The following is a 17,383-nucleotide window of genomic DNA, read 5'->3' as shown; positions in this document are numbered from 1 at the left end:
TAAAATAATTAATGTTTCAGGTCGCTGAAACGCAATTTAATAAGCGATGAGATTATTTGATCTGCCACAGTTTATAGCGAAATAGTTACTTGTCCTGGGCAAATGAATATTGCCGATTCCCCTGTAAGTCGGGTAATAACAACACTCATATAAAGAATAAGGTTTTTACAACCAAAAAAGAAGGTCGTTATGAATCGTTTTATTATGGCCAACAGTCAGCAATGTCTGGGTTGTCATGCTTGTGAAATCGCCTGTGTCATGGCTCACAATGATGAACAACATGTCTTGAGCCAACACCATTTTCACCCCCGAATTACGGTTATTAAACATCAGCAACAGCGTAGTGCGGTAACCTGCCATCACTGCGAAGATGCGCCCTGTGCCCGTAGCTGCCCCAATGGCGCGATCAGCCATGTTGATGACAGTATTCAGGTCAATCAACAAAAGTGCATTGGCTGTAAATCCTGCGTGGTGGCCTGTCCGTTTGGCACCATGCAAATCGTCCTGACCCCCGTCGCTGCGGGTAAAGTGAAAGCTACAGCGCATAAATGCGACCTGTGCGCAGGGCGAGAAAACGGCCCCGCCTGTGTCGAAAACTGCCCGGCGGATGCGTTGCAACTGGTCACCGACTCCACATTATCCGGCATGGCGAAATCCCGCCGCTTACGCACCGCTCGTCAGGAACATCAACCCTGGCATGCCAGTACAACGGCACAAGAAATGCCGGTGATGAGTAAAGTTGAGCAAATGCAGGCAACGCCCGCGCGCGGCGAGCCGGATAAACTGGCAATTGAAGCGCGTAAAACTGGCTTTGATGAGATTTATCTACCGTTTCGTGCCGATCAGGCGCAGCGAGAAGCCTCGCGCTGCCTGAAGTGCGGTGAACACAGCGTCTGTGAATGGACTTGCCCGCTGCATAACCATATTCCACAGTGGATTGAACTGGTGAAAGCCGGAAACATCGACGCAGCGGTCGAGCTTTCTCACCAGACCAACACCCTGCCAGAAATTACCGGGCGTGTCTGCCCGCAAGACCGCCTGTGTGAAGGTGCTTGCACCATTCGCGATGAACACGGCGCGGTAACCATCGGCAACATTGAACGCTACATTTCGGATCAGGCGCTGGCGAAAGGCTGGCGGCCTGACTTAAGCCACGTCACCAAAGTCGACAAGCGGGTGGCGATTATCGGCGCGGGGCCGGCGGGGCTGGCTTGTGCGGATGTCCTGACGCGTAACGGTGTTGAGGTGACGGTGTACGATCGCCATCCGGAAATCGGCGGCCTGCTCACCTTTGGCATTCCTTCTTTTAAACTGGATAAATCTCTGCTGGCGCGTCGTCGGGAAATCTTCAGCGCGATGGGAATTCACTTCGAACTCAATTGTGAAGTGGGCAAAGATGTCTCTTTGGATGCGTTGCTGGAACAGTATGATGCGGTCTTCGTTGGCGTAGGTACTTACCGTTCCATGAAAGCGGGCTTACCCAATGAAGATGCGCCGGGCGTTTATGACGCTCTGCCGTTCCTCATTGCTAACACCAAACAGGTGATGGGGCTTGAAGAATTACCGGAAGAGCCGTTTATCAATACCGCCGGACTAAATGTCGTGGTACTGGGCGGTGGCGACACCGCAATGGACTGTGTGCGCACCGCGTTGCGTCACGGCGCGAGTAACGTCACCTGTGCCTATCGTCGTGACGAAGCTAACATGCCTGGCTCGAAAAAAGAGGTGAAAAACGCCCGCGAAGAGGGAGCGAACTTCGAATTTAACGTCCAGCCGGTGGCGCTTGAGCTGAATGAACAAGGTCACGTTTGCGGAATTCGTTTCCTGCGCACGCGTCTTGGTGAAGCGGATGCACAAGGACGTCGACGTCCGGTGCCGGTTGAAGGCAGTGAATTTGTCATGCCAGCCGACGCGGTGATTATGGCGTTTGGTTTTAACCCGCACGGGATGCCGTGGCTGGAGTCGCACGGTGTCAATGTGGATAAATGGGGCCGTATTGTGGCGGACGTTGAAAGCCAGTACCGTTACCAGACGACGAACCCGAAAATCTTCGCCGGTGGCGACGCCGTGCGTGGTGCGGATCTGGTGGTTACCGCAATGGCGGAAGGGCGTCATGCGGCGCAGGGAATTATTGACTGGCTGGGGGTAAAATCAGTCAAATCTCACTAATTTCATACACAGACAAACCCGACTTCACAGCGTAAGATAACAGTTCATTTCGCGCTGTGGAGTCGGTATGACGCAACAAATCACCCTCATCAAAGACAAAATTCTCTCCGATAACTATTTCACCCTGCACAACATTACTTATGATCTTACGCGCAAAGATGGCGAAGTGATCCGCCATAAACGTGAGGTTTATGATCGCGGTAATGGCGCGACGATCCTTCTGTACAACGCGAAGAAAAAGACCGTGGTGCTGATTCGTCAGTTCCGCGTTGCCACCTGGGTTAATGGCAATGAAAGTGGGCAGTTGATTGAAACCTGTGCTGGGCTGCTGGATAACGATGAACCGGAAGTCTGTATTCGCAAAGAAGCGATTGAAGAGACGGGTTATGAAGTTGGCGAAGTACGCAAATTATTTGAACTGTATATGTCGCCTGGCGGTGTAACCGAGTTAATCCACTTTTTTATCGCGGAATACAGTGACAGTCAGCGCGCTAACGCGGGTGGCGGCGTAGAAGATGAAGATATTGAAGTGCTCGAGCTGCCGTTCAGCCAGGCGCTGGAGATGATCAAAACTGGCGAGATACGTGACGGTAAGACGGTGTTATTGCTTAACTATTTGCAAGCGTCACATTTAATGGACTGAAAAGTAACAATAATATTTCGCTGATTATTATTGGCTCAATCCGATAAATCCGATTGAGCCGCGCTATCTGCGCAACGAAGATACGACTTGTGCTGTTTGTTTGAACTTCTGGGGTCGTACCGTCCATGCGCTATCGCATTTTCCTTCTCATGTTTATCGCTTTGTTGCCGACGTCTTTAGCGTGGGCAGCACCAGCGCAACGGACGTTTTCCGACTGGCAGGTCACTTGTAATAATCAAAATTTCTGCGTAGCGCGCAACACAGGCGATCACAATGGGTTGGTGATGACTCTTAGCCGCAGTGCCGGGGCGCATACCGACGCCGTTTTACGTATTGAGCGTGGTGGTTTGAAATCACCGGATGCGTTGGAAGAGGAGATAGCGCCACGACTACTATTAGATGGCAAGCCGCTGGCATTAATAGGAGATAAGTGGCGAATTTCGCCGTGGTTATTAGTGACCGATGATACGGCGACCATCACCGCGTTTTTAAAGAGGGTTCAGGATGGGAAGGCAATCACCTTACGTGACGGCGAGCAGACCATTTCTTTGAGCGGTTTAAAAGCGGCGTTGATATTTATTGATGCCCAACAAAAGCGCGTTGGTAGTGAAACCGCGTGGATCAAGAAAGGGGATGAGCCGCCGCTTAGCGTGCCGCCTGCGCCTGCACTGAAAGAGGTCGCAGTAGTGAATCCAACGCCAACGCCACTCTCACTTGAAGAACGTAACGATTTGCTGGATTACGGTAACTGGCGGATGAAGGGGCTGCGTTGTTCGCTTGACCCGTTGCGTCGTGAAGTGAGCATCACGGCGCTGACCGACGACAAGGCATTAATGATGATTGGCTGTGAGGCTGGCGCGTATAACACCATTGATCTGGCGTGGATCGTTTCGCGTAAAAAACCGCTGGCATCGCGCCCGGTAAGGTTGCGCTTACCGTTCAACAACGGTCAGGAGACGAATGAACTGGAGTTGATGAACGCGACATTTGATGAAAAGTCGCGTGAACTGGTGACGTTAGCGAAAGGGCGTGGGTTAAGCGATTGTGGTATCCAGACTCGCTGGCGTTTTGACGGCCAGCGCTTTCGTCTGGTGCGTTACGCCGCAGAGCCAACCTGCGATAACTGGCATGGACCAGACGCCTGGCCCACGTTGTGGATCACCCGTTAAACATCATGGCGGGAACATGTAAGCCTGATAAGACGCGCCAGGCCGGATAAGACGCGGTAGGCCGGATAAGACGCGTCAGCGTCGCATCCGGCAATCAGCATCAGACGCCTTTTACCCCAAGCACCTTATGCGCTTTTGCCACAATATTCTCGGCAGTAAAGCCAAAGAACGGGAACAGTTTATCCGCCGGAGCAGATTCGCCATAACCCGTCATTCCGACAATCGCCCCTTTCAGACCGACATATTTGTACCAGTAATCGGCAATACCTGCTTCTACCGCTACGCGGGCAGAAACGTTTGAGGGCAGCACCGACTCACGATATTCCTCATCCTGGGCGTCAAAAATATCCGTCGAGGGTAAGGAAACCACGCGCACATTGCGTCCTTCGCCCGCCAGTTTCTCTGCCGCTTGCAGGGTAATCTCCATCTCTGAACCGGTAGCAATCAAGATAATATCCGGCTTGCCGCCGCTGTCTTTCAACACATAACCGCCACGAGCAATCTCTTTCACCTGCTCCGGAGTGCGTTCCACCTGGGCCAGATTTTGTCTGGAGAGGATCAGCGCCGTCGGTCCGTTATGGCGCTCAACCGCCAGTTTCCAGCCCACCGCCGCTTCTACCTGATCGCACGGTCGCCAGGTGCTGAAATTCGGCGTTAAGCGCAAACTGGCCAGTTGCTCAACCGCCTGGTGCGTCGGGCCATCTTCCCCCAGACCAATCGAGTCATGGGTATAAACCATAATCTGCCGCGCTTTCATCAGTGCCGCCATACGCGCGGCGTTGCGGGCATATTCAACAAACATCAGGAACGTTGCGGTATACGGTACAAATCCACCGTGGTGCGCGATGCCGTTGGCGATAGCGGTCATACCAAATTCACGCACCCCGTAGTGAATATAATTCCCTGCTGGATCTTCCTTCAGCGACACAGAACCTTTCCAGATGGTGAGGTTGCTGGGAGCCAGATCCGCTGAACCACCAAGCAGCTCCGGCAGCATTGGGCCGTAAGCGTTAAGCGTATTTTGCGAGGCTTTGCGGGTCGCGATTTTCGCCGGATTCGCCTGCAACTCATTGATATATTTCTGAGTCGTTTTCTCCCAGTCTTTCGGCAAACCGCCACTCATCCGGCGGGTAAACTCTTCTGCCAGTTGTGGATGGGCTTTTTTATACGCGGCAAACTTCTCATTCCAGCTCTGCTGCGCTTTTTCGCCTTTTTCGCGGGCATCCCAGGCGTGGTAAATTTCTTTGGGGATCTCAAAGGGTGGATGATGCCAGCCCAGTTTTTGCCGTGCCAGCGCCACTTCTTCTTCACCCAGTGGGGCGCCGTGCGCCTCTTCTTTACCCGCTTTATTAGGCGAGCCAAAGCCAATCACCGTGCGGCAGATAATCAGCGACGGCTTATCTTTCACGCTTTGTGCTTCGAGAATAGCTTCCTTCACCGCTTGCGGATCGTGACCGTCGATTTCGTGGACAACATGCCAGTGATAGGCTTCAAAGCGTTTTGCCGTATCGTCGGTAAACCAGCCTTCAGTTTCACCATCAATCGAAATCCCGTTGTGATCGTAAAAACCAATCAGCTTACCGAGTCCCAGCGTTCCCGCCAGTGAACAGACCTCATGGGAGATACCTTCCATCAGGCAACCATCACCCATAAACACATAAGTGAAGTGATCGACAATCTCATGATCCGGCTGGTTAAACTGCGCCGCCAGCGTGCGTTCTGCTATCGCCAGTCCGACTGCGTTCGCCAGCCCCTGACCCAGCGGCCCAGTGGTGGTTTCCACACCCGGCGTATAGCCAATCTCCGGGTGACCTGGTGTTTTTGAATGTAGCTGACGGAAGTTCTTCAGCTCTTCCAGCGGCAGGTCATAACCGGTCAGATGCAGCAAACTGTAGAGCAGCATCGATGCGTGACCGTTAGAGAGAATAAAGCGGTCGCGATCATACCAGGTCGGGTCGGTGGGGTTATGTTTAAGAAAATCGTTCCACAGCACTTCGGCAATATCGGCCATGCCCATCGGCGCGCCGGGATGACCAGAATTGGCTTTTTGCACCGCATCCATACTGAGCGCGCGAATCGCATTGGCAAGGTCTTTTCGGGACATAGAACACTCCGTGGCTGGTTTACAGTTTGGCGGCAAGAAGATCTTCCAGTTTGCGTTGATCGACAGCGAACAGGCGGATGCCTTCAGACAGTTTTTCTACCGCCATCGCATCCTGATTGTGTTCCCAACGAAATTCCGCTTCGCTCATAGGGGTAGGGCGCGGGAAATGCTGAGAAGGCGGGATTAATTTACGTACCACCGGCGAGACTTTTTCCTGCAACTCTTTCAGCAAGTTCGGCGCGATGGTCAGACGGTCACAACCGGTTAAAGCGAGGATTTGCTCGGTACGGCGGAAACTTGCGCCCATCACGATGGTTTCGTAACGGTGCTGTTTATAGTAGTCGTAGATATTGCGTACTGATTTGACGCCCGGATCTTCTTCTACCACATATGGGTCCATTGGTTTGCGCGCCTGATACCAGTCATAAATACGGCCCACAAACGGTGAAATCAGAAAAACGCCTGCTTCTGCGCAGGCTCGTGCCTGAGCAAAGGAAAACAGCAGCGTCAGATTGCAATTAATACCTTCTTTTTCCAGCTCTTCTGCCGCGCGAATTCCTTCCCATGTCGAAGCCAACTTGATCAGAATGCGTGACTTCTCAACGCCCTGCTGCTGGTACAAATCCACCAGATGGCGCGCTTTCTCAATACTCTTTTCTTTATCAAAAGAGAGGCGTGCATCAACTTCTGTCGACACACGACCGGGTACGATTTTGAGAATTTCTGTACCGAAATTGACCGCCAGTTTGTCACAGGCCGCGACGACTTGTTGTTCCTGGGTTTGACCGTTTTTTTTACCCCAGGCAATAGCATCGTCTATTAAATGCTCATATTGTGATAATCCGGCAGCCTTGAGTAACAGCGAAGGATTGGTGGTGGCATCCTGAGGATGGTAGTGACGAATGGACTCAATATCGCCACTGTCTGCCACGACCGTGGTGAACTGTTTGATGCCGTCTAACTCGTTCATAGGAAATACTCCTTGAAAAGTAAAGTGTTAGATGAGTGCGTTAATTCACACTTCTGACAAATTTCGCGAAACGCATCAAAAAAGCATAGCAGACAGGCATGGTATTGCTGGATTAAGCAGGTAACATCAGTGTTATAGGATTATTACCGAAACATTATTTTGATGTGGAGAGTTTGGACTTGCTCAAAGTCTGAAAGCTCCGGCAAGGTGATAATGTGCGCCACGTTGTGGGCGAAGGCAGCAACCCACACATTTTTGTGAACGTTACGTGAAAGGAACAACCAAATGGATGACCAGTTAAAACAAAGTGCACTTGATTTCCATGAATTTCCAGTCCCAGGGAAAATCCAGGTTTCTCCGACCAAACCTCTGGCAACGCAGCGTGATCTGGCGCTGGCCTATTCGCCTGGCGTCGCCGCGCCTTGTCTTGAAATCGAAAAAGATCCGTTAAAAGCCTACAAATATACAGCGCGCGGTAACCTGGTGGCGGTGATCTCTAACGGTACGGCAGTGCTGGGGCTCGGTAACATTGGAGCACTGGCAGGCAAACCGGTAATGGAAGGCAAGGGCGTTCTGTTTAAGAAATTCGCCGGGATAGATGTGTTTGACATCGAAGTTGATGAGCTGGACCCGGATAAATTTATTGAAGTGGTCGCCGCACTCGAACCGACGTTCGGTGGTATCAACCTTGAAGACATTAAAGCGCCAGAATGTTTCTACATTGAGCAGAAACTGCGCCAGCGAATGAACATTCCGGTATTCCATGACGACCAGCACGGTACGGCAATCATCAGCACCGCCGCCATCCTCAACGGCTTGCGCGTGGTGGAGAAAAATATCTCCGACGTAAGGATGGTGGTTTCTGGCGCAGGTGCAGCGGCAATCGCCTGTATGAACCTGCTGGTGGCGCTGGGTCTGCAAAAACACAACATCGTAGTTTGCGACTCAAAAGGCGTTATCTATCAGGGGCGCGAGCCGAACATGGCGGAAACCAAAGCGGCATATGCAGTTGTGGATGACGGCAAACGTACCCTCGACGATGTGATTGAAGGCGCGGATATTTTCCTCGGCTGTTCCGGCCCGAAAGTGCTGACCCAGGAGATGGTGAAGAAAATGGCTCGCGCGCCGATGATTCTGGCGCTGGCGAACCCGGAACCGGAAATTCTGCCGCCGCTGGCGAAAGAAGTGCGTCCGGACGCCATCATCTGTACCGGTCGTTCCGACTATCCGAACCAGGTCAACAACGTGCTTTGCTTCCCGTTCATCTTCCGTGGCGCGTTGGACGTTGGCGCAACGGCCATCAACGAAGAGATGAAACTGGCAGCGGTACGCGCAATTGCTGAACTGGCTCATGCGGAACAGAGCGAAGTGGTTGCTTCTGCCTATGGCGATCAGGATCTGAGCTTTGGCCCGGAATACATTATTCCTAAACCGTTCGATCCACGTCTGATCGTCAAGATCGCGCCAGCGGTGGCAAAAGCGGCAATGGAGTCCGGTGTGGCGACGCGCCCGATTGCTGACTTTGACGCCTACATCGACAAGTTGACCGAGTTCGTTTACAAAACCAACCTGTTTATGAAGCCGATTTTCTCCCAGGCTCGCAAAGCGCCGAAGCGCGTTGTCCTGCCTGAAGGGGAAGAGGCGCGCGTTCTGCACGCGACTCAGGAACTGGTAACGCTGGGACTGGCAAAACCAATTCTTATTGGTCGTCCAAATGTGATCGAAATGCGCATTCAGAAACTGGGTTTGCAGATCAAAGCGGGCGTTGATTTTGAGATCGTCAATAACGAATCCGATCCGCGCTTTAAAGAGTACTGGAGCGAATACTTCCAGATCATGAAGCGTCGTGGTGTAACTCAGGAACAGGCGCAGCGTGCTCTGATCAGCAACCCGACTGTGATCGGCGCGATCATGGTTCAGCGTGGCGAAGCCGATGCAATGATCTGCGGTACGGTGGGCGAATATCACGAACACTTCAGCGTGGTGAAAAATGTGTTTGGCTATCGCGATGGTGTTCACACCGCTGGCGCAATGAACGCGCTGCTGCTGCCGAGTGGTAACACCTTTATTGCTGATACTTACGTCAATAATGAGCCAGATGCAGAAGAGCTGGCGGAGATCACCTTGATGGCGGCAGAAACGGTCCGTCGTTTCGGTATTGAGCCGCGCGTTGCTCTGCTGTCGCATTCCAACTTCGGCTCTTCTGACTGCCCGTCGTCAAGCAAGATGCGTAAAGCGCTGGAGCTGGTGAGAGAACGTGCTCCTGAACTGATGATTGATGGTGAAATGCATGGTGACGCGGCGCTGGTAGAAGCGATTCGCAACGACCGTATGCCGGACAGCCCTTTGAAAGGTTCCGCCAATATTCTGGTGATGCCGAACATGGAAGCCGCCCGCATTAGTTACAACTTGTTGCGCGTTTCCAGCTCGGAAGGTGTGACGGTCGGCCCGGTGCTGATGGGCGTGGCAAAACCGGTTCACGTATTAACGCCAATCGCGTCAGTGCGTCGTATCGTTAACATGGTGGCGCTGGCCGTGGTTGAAGCGCAAACTCAACCGCTGTAATTCTTAATGTTAAATCACGCTTACCCTGAATTATTCGGGGTAAGCGATTTACCGCAATATATCAGAAGGGATTATTACTGGTTTTTCGAATAATAAAGTACGCCATATAAAAATAAATCAATTATCAATTTAATTATATTCATGTGCTGCACGTGAAAATTTATGCATTACATAAAATATCTCCCCATTCTTAGTGATCTACCTCACCTTTCAAACTCGCTTGCCGAATTTTGTTATTTACTCTGACGAAAAATTGTCACGATAGCCGCAAGTTTTTCACAGGCGGCGACTCATGAATAAAGAACGCATCATTCAGGAATTTGTGCCCGGGAAACAGGTCACGCTGGCACATCTCATTGCGCACCCTGGCGAGGAACTGGCGAAGAAAATCGGTGTTCCGGATGCAGGTGCAATCGGCATTATGACGCTAACTCCCGGAGAAACGGCGATGATTGCCGGTGATTTAGCATTGAAAGCCGCCGACGTACACATTGGTTTTCTCGACCGCTTCAGTGGTGCTCTGGTGATTTATGGCTCGGTGGGCGCAGTGGAAGAAGCTTTATTACAAACCGTTAGCGGTTTAGGGCGCTTATTAAATTATACGCTGTGTGAAATGACGAAAAGTTAATACGAGGCATTCATGAAACGAATCGCGTTTGTGGGGGCCGTCGGGGCAGGAAAAACAACGCTTTTTAATGCTTTGCAGGGGAATTACGCTCTCGCCAGAAAAACGCAGGCTGTGGAATTTAATGATAAGGGTGATATTGATACTCCAGGTGAATATTTTAGCCATCCCCGCCTGTATCACGCCTTAATTACCACGCTACAGGATGTGGACATGCTGATCTATGTCCACGGCGCGAATGACCCGGAAAGCCGATTACCTGTCGGGTTGCTGGATATTGGCGTTATTAAACGGCAAATCGCCGTCATCAGTAAAACGGACATGCCAGATGCTGACATCGCCGCTACGCGACAGCTATTGCTTGAGACGGGCTTCGAAGATCCGATTTTCGCGCTAAACAGCCACGACCCGCAAAGCGTGCAGCAACTGGTGGATTATCTGGCATCTCTCACCGAACAGGAGGAAGCAGGTGAAAAAACTCATCACAGCGAATGATATTCGTGAAGCACATTCACGCGGCGAACAGGCAATGTCCGTGGTTCTGCGTGCCAGCATTATTACCCCGGAAGCGCGAGAAGTGGCGGCCCTGCTGGGGGTTACCATCATCGAGTGCGATGAATCGACGCCGGTAACGGCATCCGTTCCCGCCAGCGCGCCAGCCGATAAAACCGAAAACCAGCGCATCCGCGAAACCATCATCGCCCAGTTACCGGAAGGCCAGTTTACCGAAAGCCTGGTCGCGCAACTGATGGAAAAAGTGATGAAGGAAAAACAGTCGCTGGAGCAGGGCGCGATGCAGCCGAGCTTTAAATCGATAACCGGCAAAGGCGGCATCAAAGTGATTGATGGCGGCAGCGTGAAATTTGGTCGTTTCGATGGCGCACAACCGCACTGCGTGGGCTTGACTGATCTCGTGACCGGAGACGACGGCAGCAGCATGGCCGCCGGTTTTATGCAGTGGGAGAACGCCTTCTTCCCGTGGACCCTGAACTACGACGAAATCGACATGGTACTGGAAGGGGAACTGCATGTTCGCCACGAAGGCGAAACCATGATCGCCAAAGCGGGCGATGTGATGTTTATCCCGAAAGGTTCCAGCATCGAATTTGGTACGACATCCAGCGTGAAGTTCCTGTATGTCGCCTGGCCGGCGAACTGGCAATCCCTATGAAAGATTTCATCACCGAAGCATGGCTAAGAGCAAACCATACGCTCAGCGAAGGCGCAGAGATCCATCTTCCTGCGGACAGTCGCCTGACGCCCTCTGCCCGGGAGTTGCTGGAAAGCCGCCATCTGCGCATCAAGTTTATTGATGAGCAGGGGAGTTTGTTTGTTGACGATGAACTGCAGCAGCCGCAGCGTGTTCACGGGTTGACCAGTAGCGATGAATATCCGCAAGCGTGCTGCGAACTGTGTCGCCAGCCGGTGGCAAAAAAGCCTGACACGCTGACTCACCTGTCGGCGGAAAAAATGGTCGCTAAAAGCGATCCGCGCCTGGGTTTTCGCGCTGTCCTCGACAGCACCATTGCGCTGACAGTTTGGCTGCAAATTGAACTGGCGGAACCGTGGCAGCCGTGGCTGGCGGATATCCGTTCGCGTCTTGGCAACATTATGCGTGCCGATGCGTTGGGGGAACCGCTGGCCGATCAGGCGATTGTCGGGTTTTCTGACGAAGAGCTGCATCGGCTTTCTCACCAGCCGCTGCGTTATCTCGACCACGATCATCTGGTGCCGGAAGCCAGCCACGGACGCGATGCGGCGTTGCTGAACCTGCTGCGAACCAAAGTGCGGGAAACCGAAACCGTCGCGGCGCAGGTGTTTATTACCCGCAGTTTTAACGTACTGCGTCCGGACATCTTGCAGGCGCTGAACCGCCTTTCCAGCACGGTTTACGTGATGATGATTTTGAGCGTAACGAAGCAGCCGCTAACGGTGAAACAGATCCAACAACGACTGGGGGAAACGCAATGATTATTGAACGTTGTCGTGAACTGGCGTTGCGAGCGCCCGCCAGAGTGGTTTTTCCGGATGCGTTAGACCAGCGTGTGCTGAAAGCTGCGCAATATCTGCATCAGCAAGGCCTGGCGACGCCCATTCTGGTCGCCAGTCCGTTTGAACTTCGCCAGTTTGCGTTCACTCATGGTGTGGCGATGGATGGACTACAGGCCATTGATCCGCATGGCAACCTCGCAATGCGGGAAGAATTTGCCCAGCGCTGGCTGACCCGTGCGGGAGAAAAAACGCCGCCGGATGCGCTGGAAAAACTCACCGACCCGTTGATGTTCGCCGCCGCGATGGTTAGCGCCGGTAAAGCGGATGTCTGTATCGCGGGCAATCTCTCTTCCACGGCGAATGTGTTGCGTGCCGGATTACGCATTATTGGTTTGCAACCTGACTGTAAAACGCTCTCCTCCATTTTCCTGATGTTGCCGCAGTACAGCGGCCCGGCGTTGGGTTTTGCCGATTGCAGCGTAGTGCCGCAACCAACGGCGGCGCAACTGGCTGATATCGCGCTTGCCAGCGCCGAAACATGGCGGGCTATCACCGGAGAAGAGCCGCGCGTGGCGATGCTGTCATTTTCCAGCAACGGCAGCGCCCGCCACCCCTGCGTTGCTAACGTTCAGCAGGCGACAGAAATAATCCGTGAACGCGCGCCACAACTGGTAGTGGATGGCGAGTTGCAGTTTGACGCCGCCTTTGTGCCGGAAGTGGCAGCGCAAAAAGCGCCTGCCAGCCCGCTTCAGGGCAACGCCAATGTGATGGTTTTTCCGTCGCTAGAGGCGGGAAATATTGGCTACAAAATCGCACAACGACTTGGCGGATATCGTGCCGTCGGGCCATTGATGCAAGGACTTGCCGCGCCGATGCACGATCTCTCGCGTGGTTGTAGCGTGCAGGAAATTATCGAGCTGGCGCTGGTGGCCGCCGTACCGCGTCAGACAAAAGTGAACCGCGAAAGCAGTTTACCCACACTGGTTGAATGAACGGTCCCGTTCTGGACCCCTATAAAGAGGAAAACACAATGGAAGCATTAGGAATGATCGAAACCCGGGGCCTGGTTGCACTGATTGAGGCTTCTGATGCGATGGTGAAAGCCGCGCGCGTCAAACTGGTTGGTGTTAAGCAGATTGGTGGCGGTCTGGTGACTGCAATGGTTCGCGGTGATGTTGCTGCCTGTAAAGCCGCGACCGATGCCGGTGCCGCAGCGGCACAGCGTATTGGCGAGCTGGTATCCGTACACGTTATCCCGCGTCCGCACGGCGACCTGGAAGAAGTCTTCCCGATCGGCCTGAAAGGCGACAGCAGCAACCTGTAATCACCCTGTGTGACGTCGATTCGGGCGTCACGCTCTCTCCTTGTTCATTTTACCTTCTGCGGAGGGTAGGGGGAGCTTTTACCTGAAATACGCCACGGAGGCGGGTATGAAACTGGCTGTCGTCACTGGGCAAATTGTTTGCACCGTGCGCCACCACGGACTGGCGCATGACAAATTGCTGATGGTGGAAATGATTGATCCACAGGGAAATCCCGATGGGCAGTGTGCCGTCGCTATCGACAATATTGGCGCAGGAACCGGAGAGTGGGTGTTGCTGGTGAGTGGCAGTTCCGCCCGCCAGGCGCATAAAAGCGAAACATCGCCGGTCGACTTGTGCGTGATTGGCATTGTCGATGAGGTGGTGTCTGGCGGTCAGGTCATTTTCCACAAATAAGGCAGAACATCATGAATCAACAGGATATTGAACAGGTGGTGAAAGCGGTGCTGCTGAAAATGCAAAGCAGTGATACACCGCCCGCCGCCGTTCATGAGATGGGCGTTTTTGCTTCCCTGGATGACGCCGTTGCGGCTGCTAAAGTGGCGCAACCTGAGTTAAAAAGTGTGGCGATGCGCCAGTTAGCCATTGCTGCTATTCGTGAAGCAGGTGAAAAGCACGCCAGAGATTTAGCGGAACTTGCCGTTAGTGAAACCGGCATGGGTCGCGTTGAAGATAAATTTGCCAAAAACGTCGCTCAGGCGCGCGGTACGCCGGGTGTTGAATGCCTTTCTCCGCAGGTGCTGACCGGTGATAACGGCCTGACCTTGATTGAAAACGCACCCTGGGGCGTGGTGGCTTCGGTGACACCGTCAACCAATCCGGCGGCAACTGTAATTAATAACGCCATCAGCCTGATCGCCGCGGGCAACAGCGTCATTTTCGCCCCACATCCGGCGGCGAAAAAAGTCTCTCAGCGGGCGATTACGTTACTCAACCAGGCGATTGTCGCCGCAGGCGGGCCAGAAAATTTACTGGTTACCGTGGCAAATCCGGATATCGAAACCGCGCAACGCTTGTTCAGGTTTCCGGGCATTGGCCTTTTGGTGGTGACAGGTGGCGAAGCGGTAGTGGAAGCAGCGCGCAAACACACCAATAAACGCCTGATTGCCGCAGGTGCCGGTAATCCGCCGGTGGTGGTGGATGAAACCGCCGACCTCGCCCGTGCCGCGCAGTCCATCGTCAAAGGCGCTTCTTTCGATAACAACATCATTTGTGCCGATGAAAAGGTACTGATTGTCGTTGATAGCGTAGCCGATGAACTGATGCGCCTGATGGAAGGCCAGCACGCGGTGAAACTGACCGCAGAGCAGGCACAGCAACTGCAATCTGTGTTGCTGAAAAATATCGACGAGCGCGGAAAAGGCACCGTCAGCCGTGACTGGGTAGGTCGTGATGCGGCGAAAATCGCGGCAGCAATTGGCCTGAACGTCCCGCAAGAAACGCGTTTGCTGTTTGTGGAAACCACAGCAGAACATCCCTTTGCCGTTACCGAGCTGATGATGCCGGTGTTGCCTGTCGTGCGCGTCACCAACGTGGCGGATGCCATTGCGCTGGCGGTGAAACTGGAAGGTGGTTGCCACCACACGGCGGCAATGCACTCGCGCAATATCGACAACATGAACCAGATGGCAAACGCCATTGATACCAGCATTTTCGTCAAGAACGGGCCGTGCATTGCCGGGCTGGGGCTGGGCGGAGAAGGCTGGACCACGATGACCATCACCACGCCAACCGGTGAAGGGGTAACCAGCGCGCGGACGTTTGTTCGTCTGCGCCGCTGTGTATTAGTCGATGCGTTTCGCATTGTTTAAGGAGTAACAGATGGCGCACGACGAACAATGGCTCACCCCACGTCTGCAAACAGCGGCAACGTTGTGTAACCAGACGCCAGCGGCGACGGAATCTCCGCTGTGGTTGGGGGTGGATCTGGGCACCTGCGATGTGGTGTCGATGGTCGTCGACTGCGACGGTCAGCCGGTGGCGGTATGCCTCGACTGGGCCGATGTGGTCCGCGACGGCATCGTCTGGGATTTCTTCGGCGCAGTCACCATTGTTCGTCGCCATCTTGACACCCTTGAGCAGCAATTGGGTCGCCGTTTTAGTCATGCGGCGACGTCATTTCCCCCGGGGACGGATGCGCGTATTTCCATCAACGTGCTGGAATCTGCCGGACTGGAAGTGAGTCATGTGCTGGATGAGCCAACGGTGGTGGCAGACCTGCTGCAACTGGACAACGCTGGCGTAGTGGATATCGGCGGTGGCACCACCGGTATTGCCATTGTGAAACAGGGCAAAGTGACTTACTCGGCAGATGAAGCGACTGGTGGACATCATATCTCTCTGACCCTCGCCGGAAATCGTCGCATTCCGCTGGAAGAGGCGGAGCATTACAAGCGCGGTCACGGCAAAGAAATTTGGCCTGCGGTGAAGCCGGTATACGAAAAAATGGCGGACATTGTCGCCCGACATATCGCAGGGCAGGGCATTACTGATTTATGGCTGGCGGGTGGTTCCTGTATGCAATCGGGCGTGGCGGAACTGTTTCGCAAACAATTCCCGGCATTACAGGTGCATTTACCGCAGCACAGTTTGTTTATGACCCCGCTGGCGATAGCCAGTAGCGGGCGAGAGAAAGCGGAGGGGATCTATGCAAAATGAATTGCAAACGGCGCTCTTTCAGGCATTCGATACCCTGAATCTGCAACGGGTAAAAACATTTAGCGTTCCGCCAGTGACGCTCAGCGGTCTGGGCGCGGTGAGCGGTTGTGGACAACAAGCGCAAACCCGTGGCCTGAAACATCTGTTTGTAATGGCAGACAGCTTTTTACATCAGGCGGGGATGACCGCTGGCCTTATGCGTAGTCTGGCCGTCAAAGGAATTGCCATCACGCTCTGGCCGTGTCCGGTGGGCGAACCGTGTATTACTGACGTTTGTGCGGCTGTGGCGCAACTGCGTGAATCGGGTTGCGATGGGGTGATCGCGTTTGGCGGTGGCTCGGTGCTGGATGCGGCGAAAGCCGTTGCGTTGCTGGTGACGAACCCCGATAGCACACTGGCCGGGATGTCAGAAAACAGCGTTCTGCAATCACGCCTGCCGCTGATTGCCATTCCAACGACTGCCGGAACCGGCTCTGAAACCACTAACGTGACGGTGATTATCGACGCAGTGAGCGGGCGCAAGCAGGTATTAGCACATGCTTCGCTGATGCCGGATGTCGCCATTCTCGACGCCGCGCTGACCGAAGGCGTGCCGTCGCATGTCACGGCGATGACCGGTATCGACGCGTTAACTCATGCCATTGAAGCGTACAGCGCGCTGAACGCCACACCGTTTACCGACAGTCTGGCGATTGGCGCAATCGCGATGATCGGTAAATCGTTGCCGAAAGCGGTGGGCTACGGGCATGACCTTGCTGCGCGCGAGAGCATGTTGCTGGCTTCATGTATGGCCGGAATGGCGTTTTCCAGCGCGGGGCTTGGGTTGTGTCACGCGATGGCGCATCAGTCGGGTGCGGCGCTGCATATTCCGCACGGTCTGGCGAACGCCATGTTGCTGCCAACGGTGATGGAGTTTAACCGAATGGTTTGTCGTGAACGCTTTAGCCAGGTTGGTCGGGCGCTGCGAACTAAAAAATCGGACGATCGTGACGCTATTAACGCGGTAAGTGAGCTGATTGTGGAAGTTGGGATTGGTAAACGGCTGGGCGATGTTGGTGCGACATCTGCGCATTACGATGCATGGGCGCAGGCCGCGCAGGAAGATATTTGTCTGCGTAGCAACCCGCGTACCGCCAGCCTGGAGCAGATTGTCAGCCTGTACGCAG

Annotated in this window: 16 protein-coding genes; 14 read left to right on the top strand and 2 right to left on the bottom strand. The window is 53.8% G+C overall.

Translation table 11 applies throughout. The features are described from left to right. The first annotated feature begins 189 nt into the window (after nucleotides 1–189). From aegA to A1WG_RS18695, 3 genes are all read left to right on the top strand, one after another. The gene (aegA, locus tag A1WG_RS18685) at nucleotides 190–2,169 is read left to right on the top strand and encodes a formate-dependent uric acid utilization protein AegA (RefSeq protein WP_001516853.1); all 1,980 of its coding nucleotides are present in this window, start codon (nucleotides 190–192) and stop codon (nucleotides 2,167–2,169) included. A gap of 67 nt (nucleotides 2,170–2,236) precedes the next feature. After that, a complete protein-coding gene (gene nudK / locus A1WG_RS18690; protein ID WP_000193712.1) occupies nucleotides 2,237–2,812 on the top strand; it encodes a GDP-mannose pyrophosphatase NudK in 576 nt (191 codons plus the stop codon). 125 nt (nucleotides 2,813–2,937) lie between these two features. Continuing rightward, nucleotides 2,938–3,981 (top strand): DUF1176 domain-containing protein, encoded by a 1,044-nt coding sequence (locus A1WG_RS18695; protein WP_001516852.1) that lies wholly within the window; start codon nucleotides 2,938–2,940, stop codon nucleotides 3,979–3,981. A gap of 100 nt (nucleotides 3,982–4,081) precedes the next feature. Here A1WG_RS18695 and tkt read toward each other — a convergent pair whose 3' ends face one another. Beyond that, nucleotides 4,082–6,085: a transketolase gene (gene tkt / locus A1WG_RS18700; protein ID WP_001516851.1), complete on the bottom strand. Its 2,004-nt coding sequence runs from the start codon at nucleotides 6,083–6,085 to the stop codon at nucleotides 4,082–4,084. A gap of 19 nt (nucleotides 6,086–6,104) precedes the next feature. Continuing rightward, nucleotides 6,105–7,055 carry a transaldolase gene (gene tal, locus A1WG_RS18705; RefSeq protein WP_001003730.1) on the bottom strand — a complete coding sequence of 317 codons (951 nt, stop codon included), beginning with the start codon at nucleotides 7,053–7,055 and terminating at the stop codon, nucleotides 6,105–6,107. Between the two features lie 285 nt (nucleotides 7,056–7,340). On the opposite strand from tal, the gene maeB reads away from it, so the two are divergent. From maeB to eutG, 11 genes are all read left to right on the top strand, one after another. Beyond that, nucleotides 7,341–9,620: an NADP-dependent oxaloacetate-decarboxylating malate dehydrogenase gene (gene maeB, locus A1WG_RS18710; protein ID WP_000342663.1), complete on the top strand. Its 2,280-nt coding sequence runs from the start codon at nucleotides 7,341–7,343 to the stop codon at nucleotides 9,618–9,620. Nucleotides 9,621–9,912: 292 nt separating this feature from the next. Beyond that, the gene (eutS, locus tag A1WG_RS18715) at nucleotides 9,913–10,248 is read left to right on the top strand and encodes an ethanolamine utilization microcompartment protein EutS (protein WP_001516850.1); all 336 of its coding nucleotides are present in this window, start codon (nucleotides 9,913–9,915) and stop codon (nucleotides 10,246–10,248) included. 12 nt (nucleotides 10,249–10,260) lie between these two features. After that, nucleotides 10,261–10,740, top strand: coding sequence for an ethanolamine utilization acetate kinase EutP (eutP, locus tag A1WG_RS18720; RefSeq protein ID WP_001516849.1), 480 nt, complete (start codon nucleotides 10,261–10,263; stop codon nucleotides 10,738–10,740). After that, nucleotides 10,715–11,416 carry an ethanolamine utilization acetate kinase EutQ gene (gene eutQ, locus A1WG_RS18725; protein WP_001516848.1) on the top strand — a complete coding sequence of 234 codons (702 nt, stop codon included), beginning with the start codon at nucleotides 10,715–10,717 and terminating at the stop codon, nucleotides 11,414–11,416. Before eutP ends, eutQ begins: the two co-directional genes overlap by 26 nt. Then, complete coding sequence (gene eutT, locus A1WG_RS18730) at nucleotides 11,413–12,216, top strand: ethanolamine utilization cob(I)yrinic acid a,c-diamide adenosyltransferase EutT (RefSeq protein ID WP_000651314.1); 804 nt, start codon at nucleotides 11,413–11,415, stop codon at nucleotides 12,214–12,216. Before eutQ ends, eutT begins: the two co-directional genes overlap by 4 nt. Further along, nucleotides 12,213–13,229, top strand: coding sequence for a phosphate acetyltransferase (gene pta, locus A1WG_RS18735; protein ID WP_001516847.1), 1,017 nt, complete (start codon nucleotides 12,213–12,215; stop codon nucleotides 13,227–13,229). Before eutT ends, pta begins: the two co-directional genes overlap by 4 nt. Before the next feature lie 38 nt (nucleotides 13,230–13,267). Then, nucleotides 13,268–13,561, top strand: coding sequence for an ethanolamine utilization microcompartment protein EutM (gene eutM, locus A1WG_RS18740; protein ID WP_000387719.1), 294 nt, complete (start codon nucleotides 13,268–13,270; stop codon nucleotides 13,559–13,561). Nucleotides 13,562–13,667: 106 nt separating this feature from the next. After that, the gene (gene eutN, locus A1WG_RS18745; RefSeq protein WP_000762196.1) at nucleotides 13,668–13,955 is read left to right on the top strand and encodes an ethanolamine utilization microcompartment protein EutN; all 288 of its coding nucleotides are present in this window, start codon (nucleotides 13,668–13,670) and stop codon (nucleotides 13,953–13,955) included. A gap of 11 nt (nucleotides 13,956–13,966) precedes the next feature. Next, nucleotides 13,967–15,370 carry an aldehyde dehydrogenase family protein gene (locus A1WG_RS18750; RefSeq protein ID WP_001075670.1) on the top strand — a complete coding sequence of 468 codons (1,404 nt, stop codon included), beginning with the start codon at nucleotides 13,967–13,969 and terminating at the stop codon, nucleotides 15,368–15,370. Between the two features lie 10 nt (nucleotides 15,371–15,380). Further along, a complete protein-coding gene (eutJ, locus tag A1WG_RS18755) occupies nucleotides 15,381–16,217 on the top strand; it encodes an ethanolamine utilization protein EutJ (protein ID WP_001516846.1) in 837 nt (278 codons plus the stop codon). After that, a partial coding sequence (gene eutG, locus A1WG_RS18760) for an ethanolamine utilization ethanol dehydrogenase EutG (protein WP_016242529.1) occupies nucleotides 16,207–17,383 on the top strand: 1,177 nt, incomplete at its 3' end. The genes eutJ and eutG, both read left to right, overlap by 11 nt.

Origin of the sequence: Escherichia sp. KTE96 (genome assembly GCF_000408525.1) — a bacterium.
Taxonomy (GTDB): Bacteria; Pseudomonadota; Gammaproteobacteria; order Enterobacterales; family Enterobacteriaceae; genus Escherichia; species Escherichia marmotae.
The sequence above is the reverse complement of the archived record's forward strand: the minus strand, read 5'-3'. Positions and strand labels throughout refer to the sequence as shown.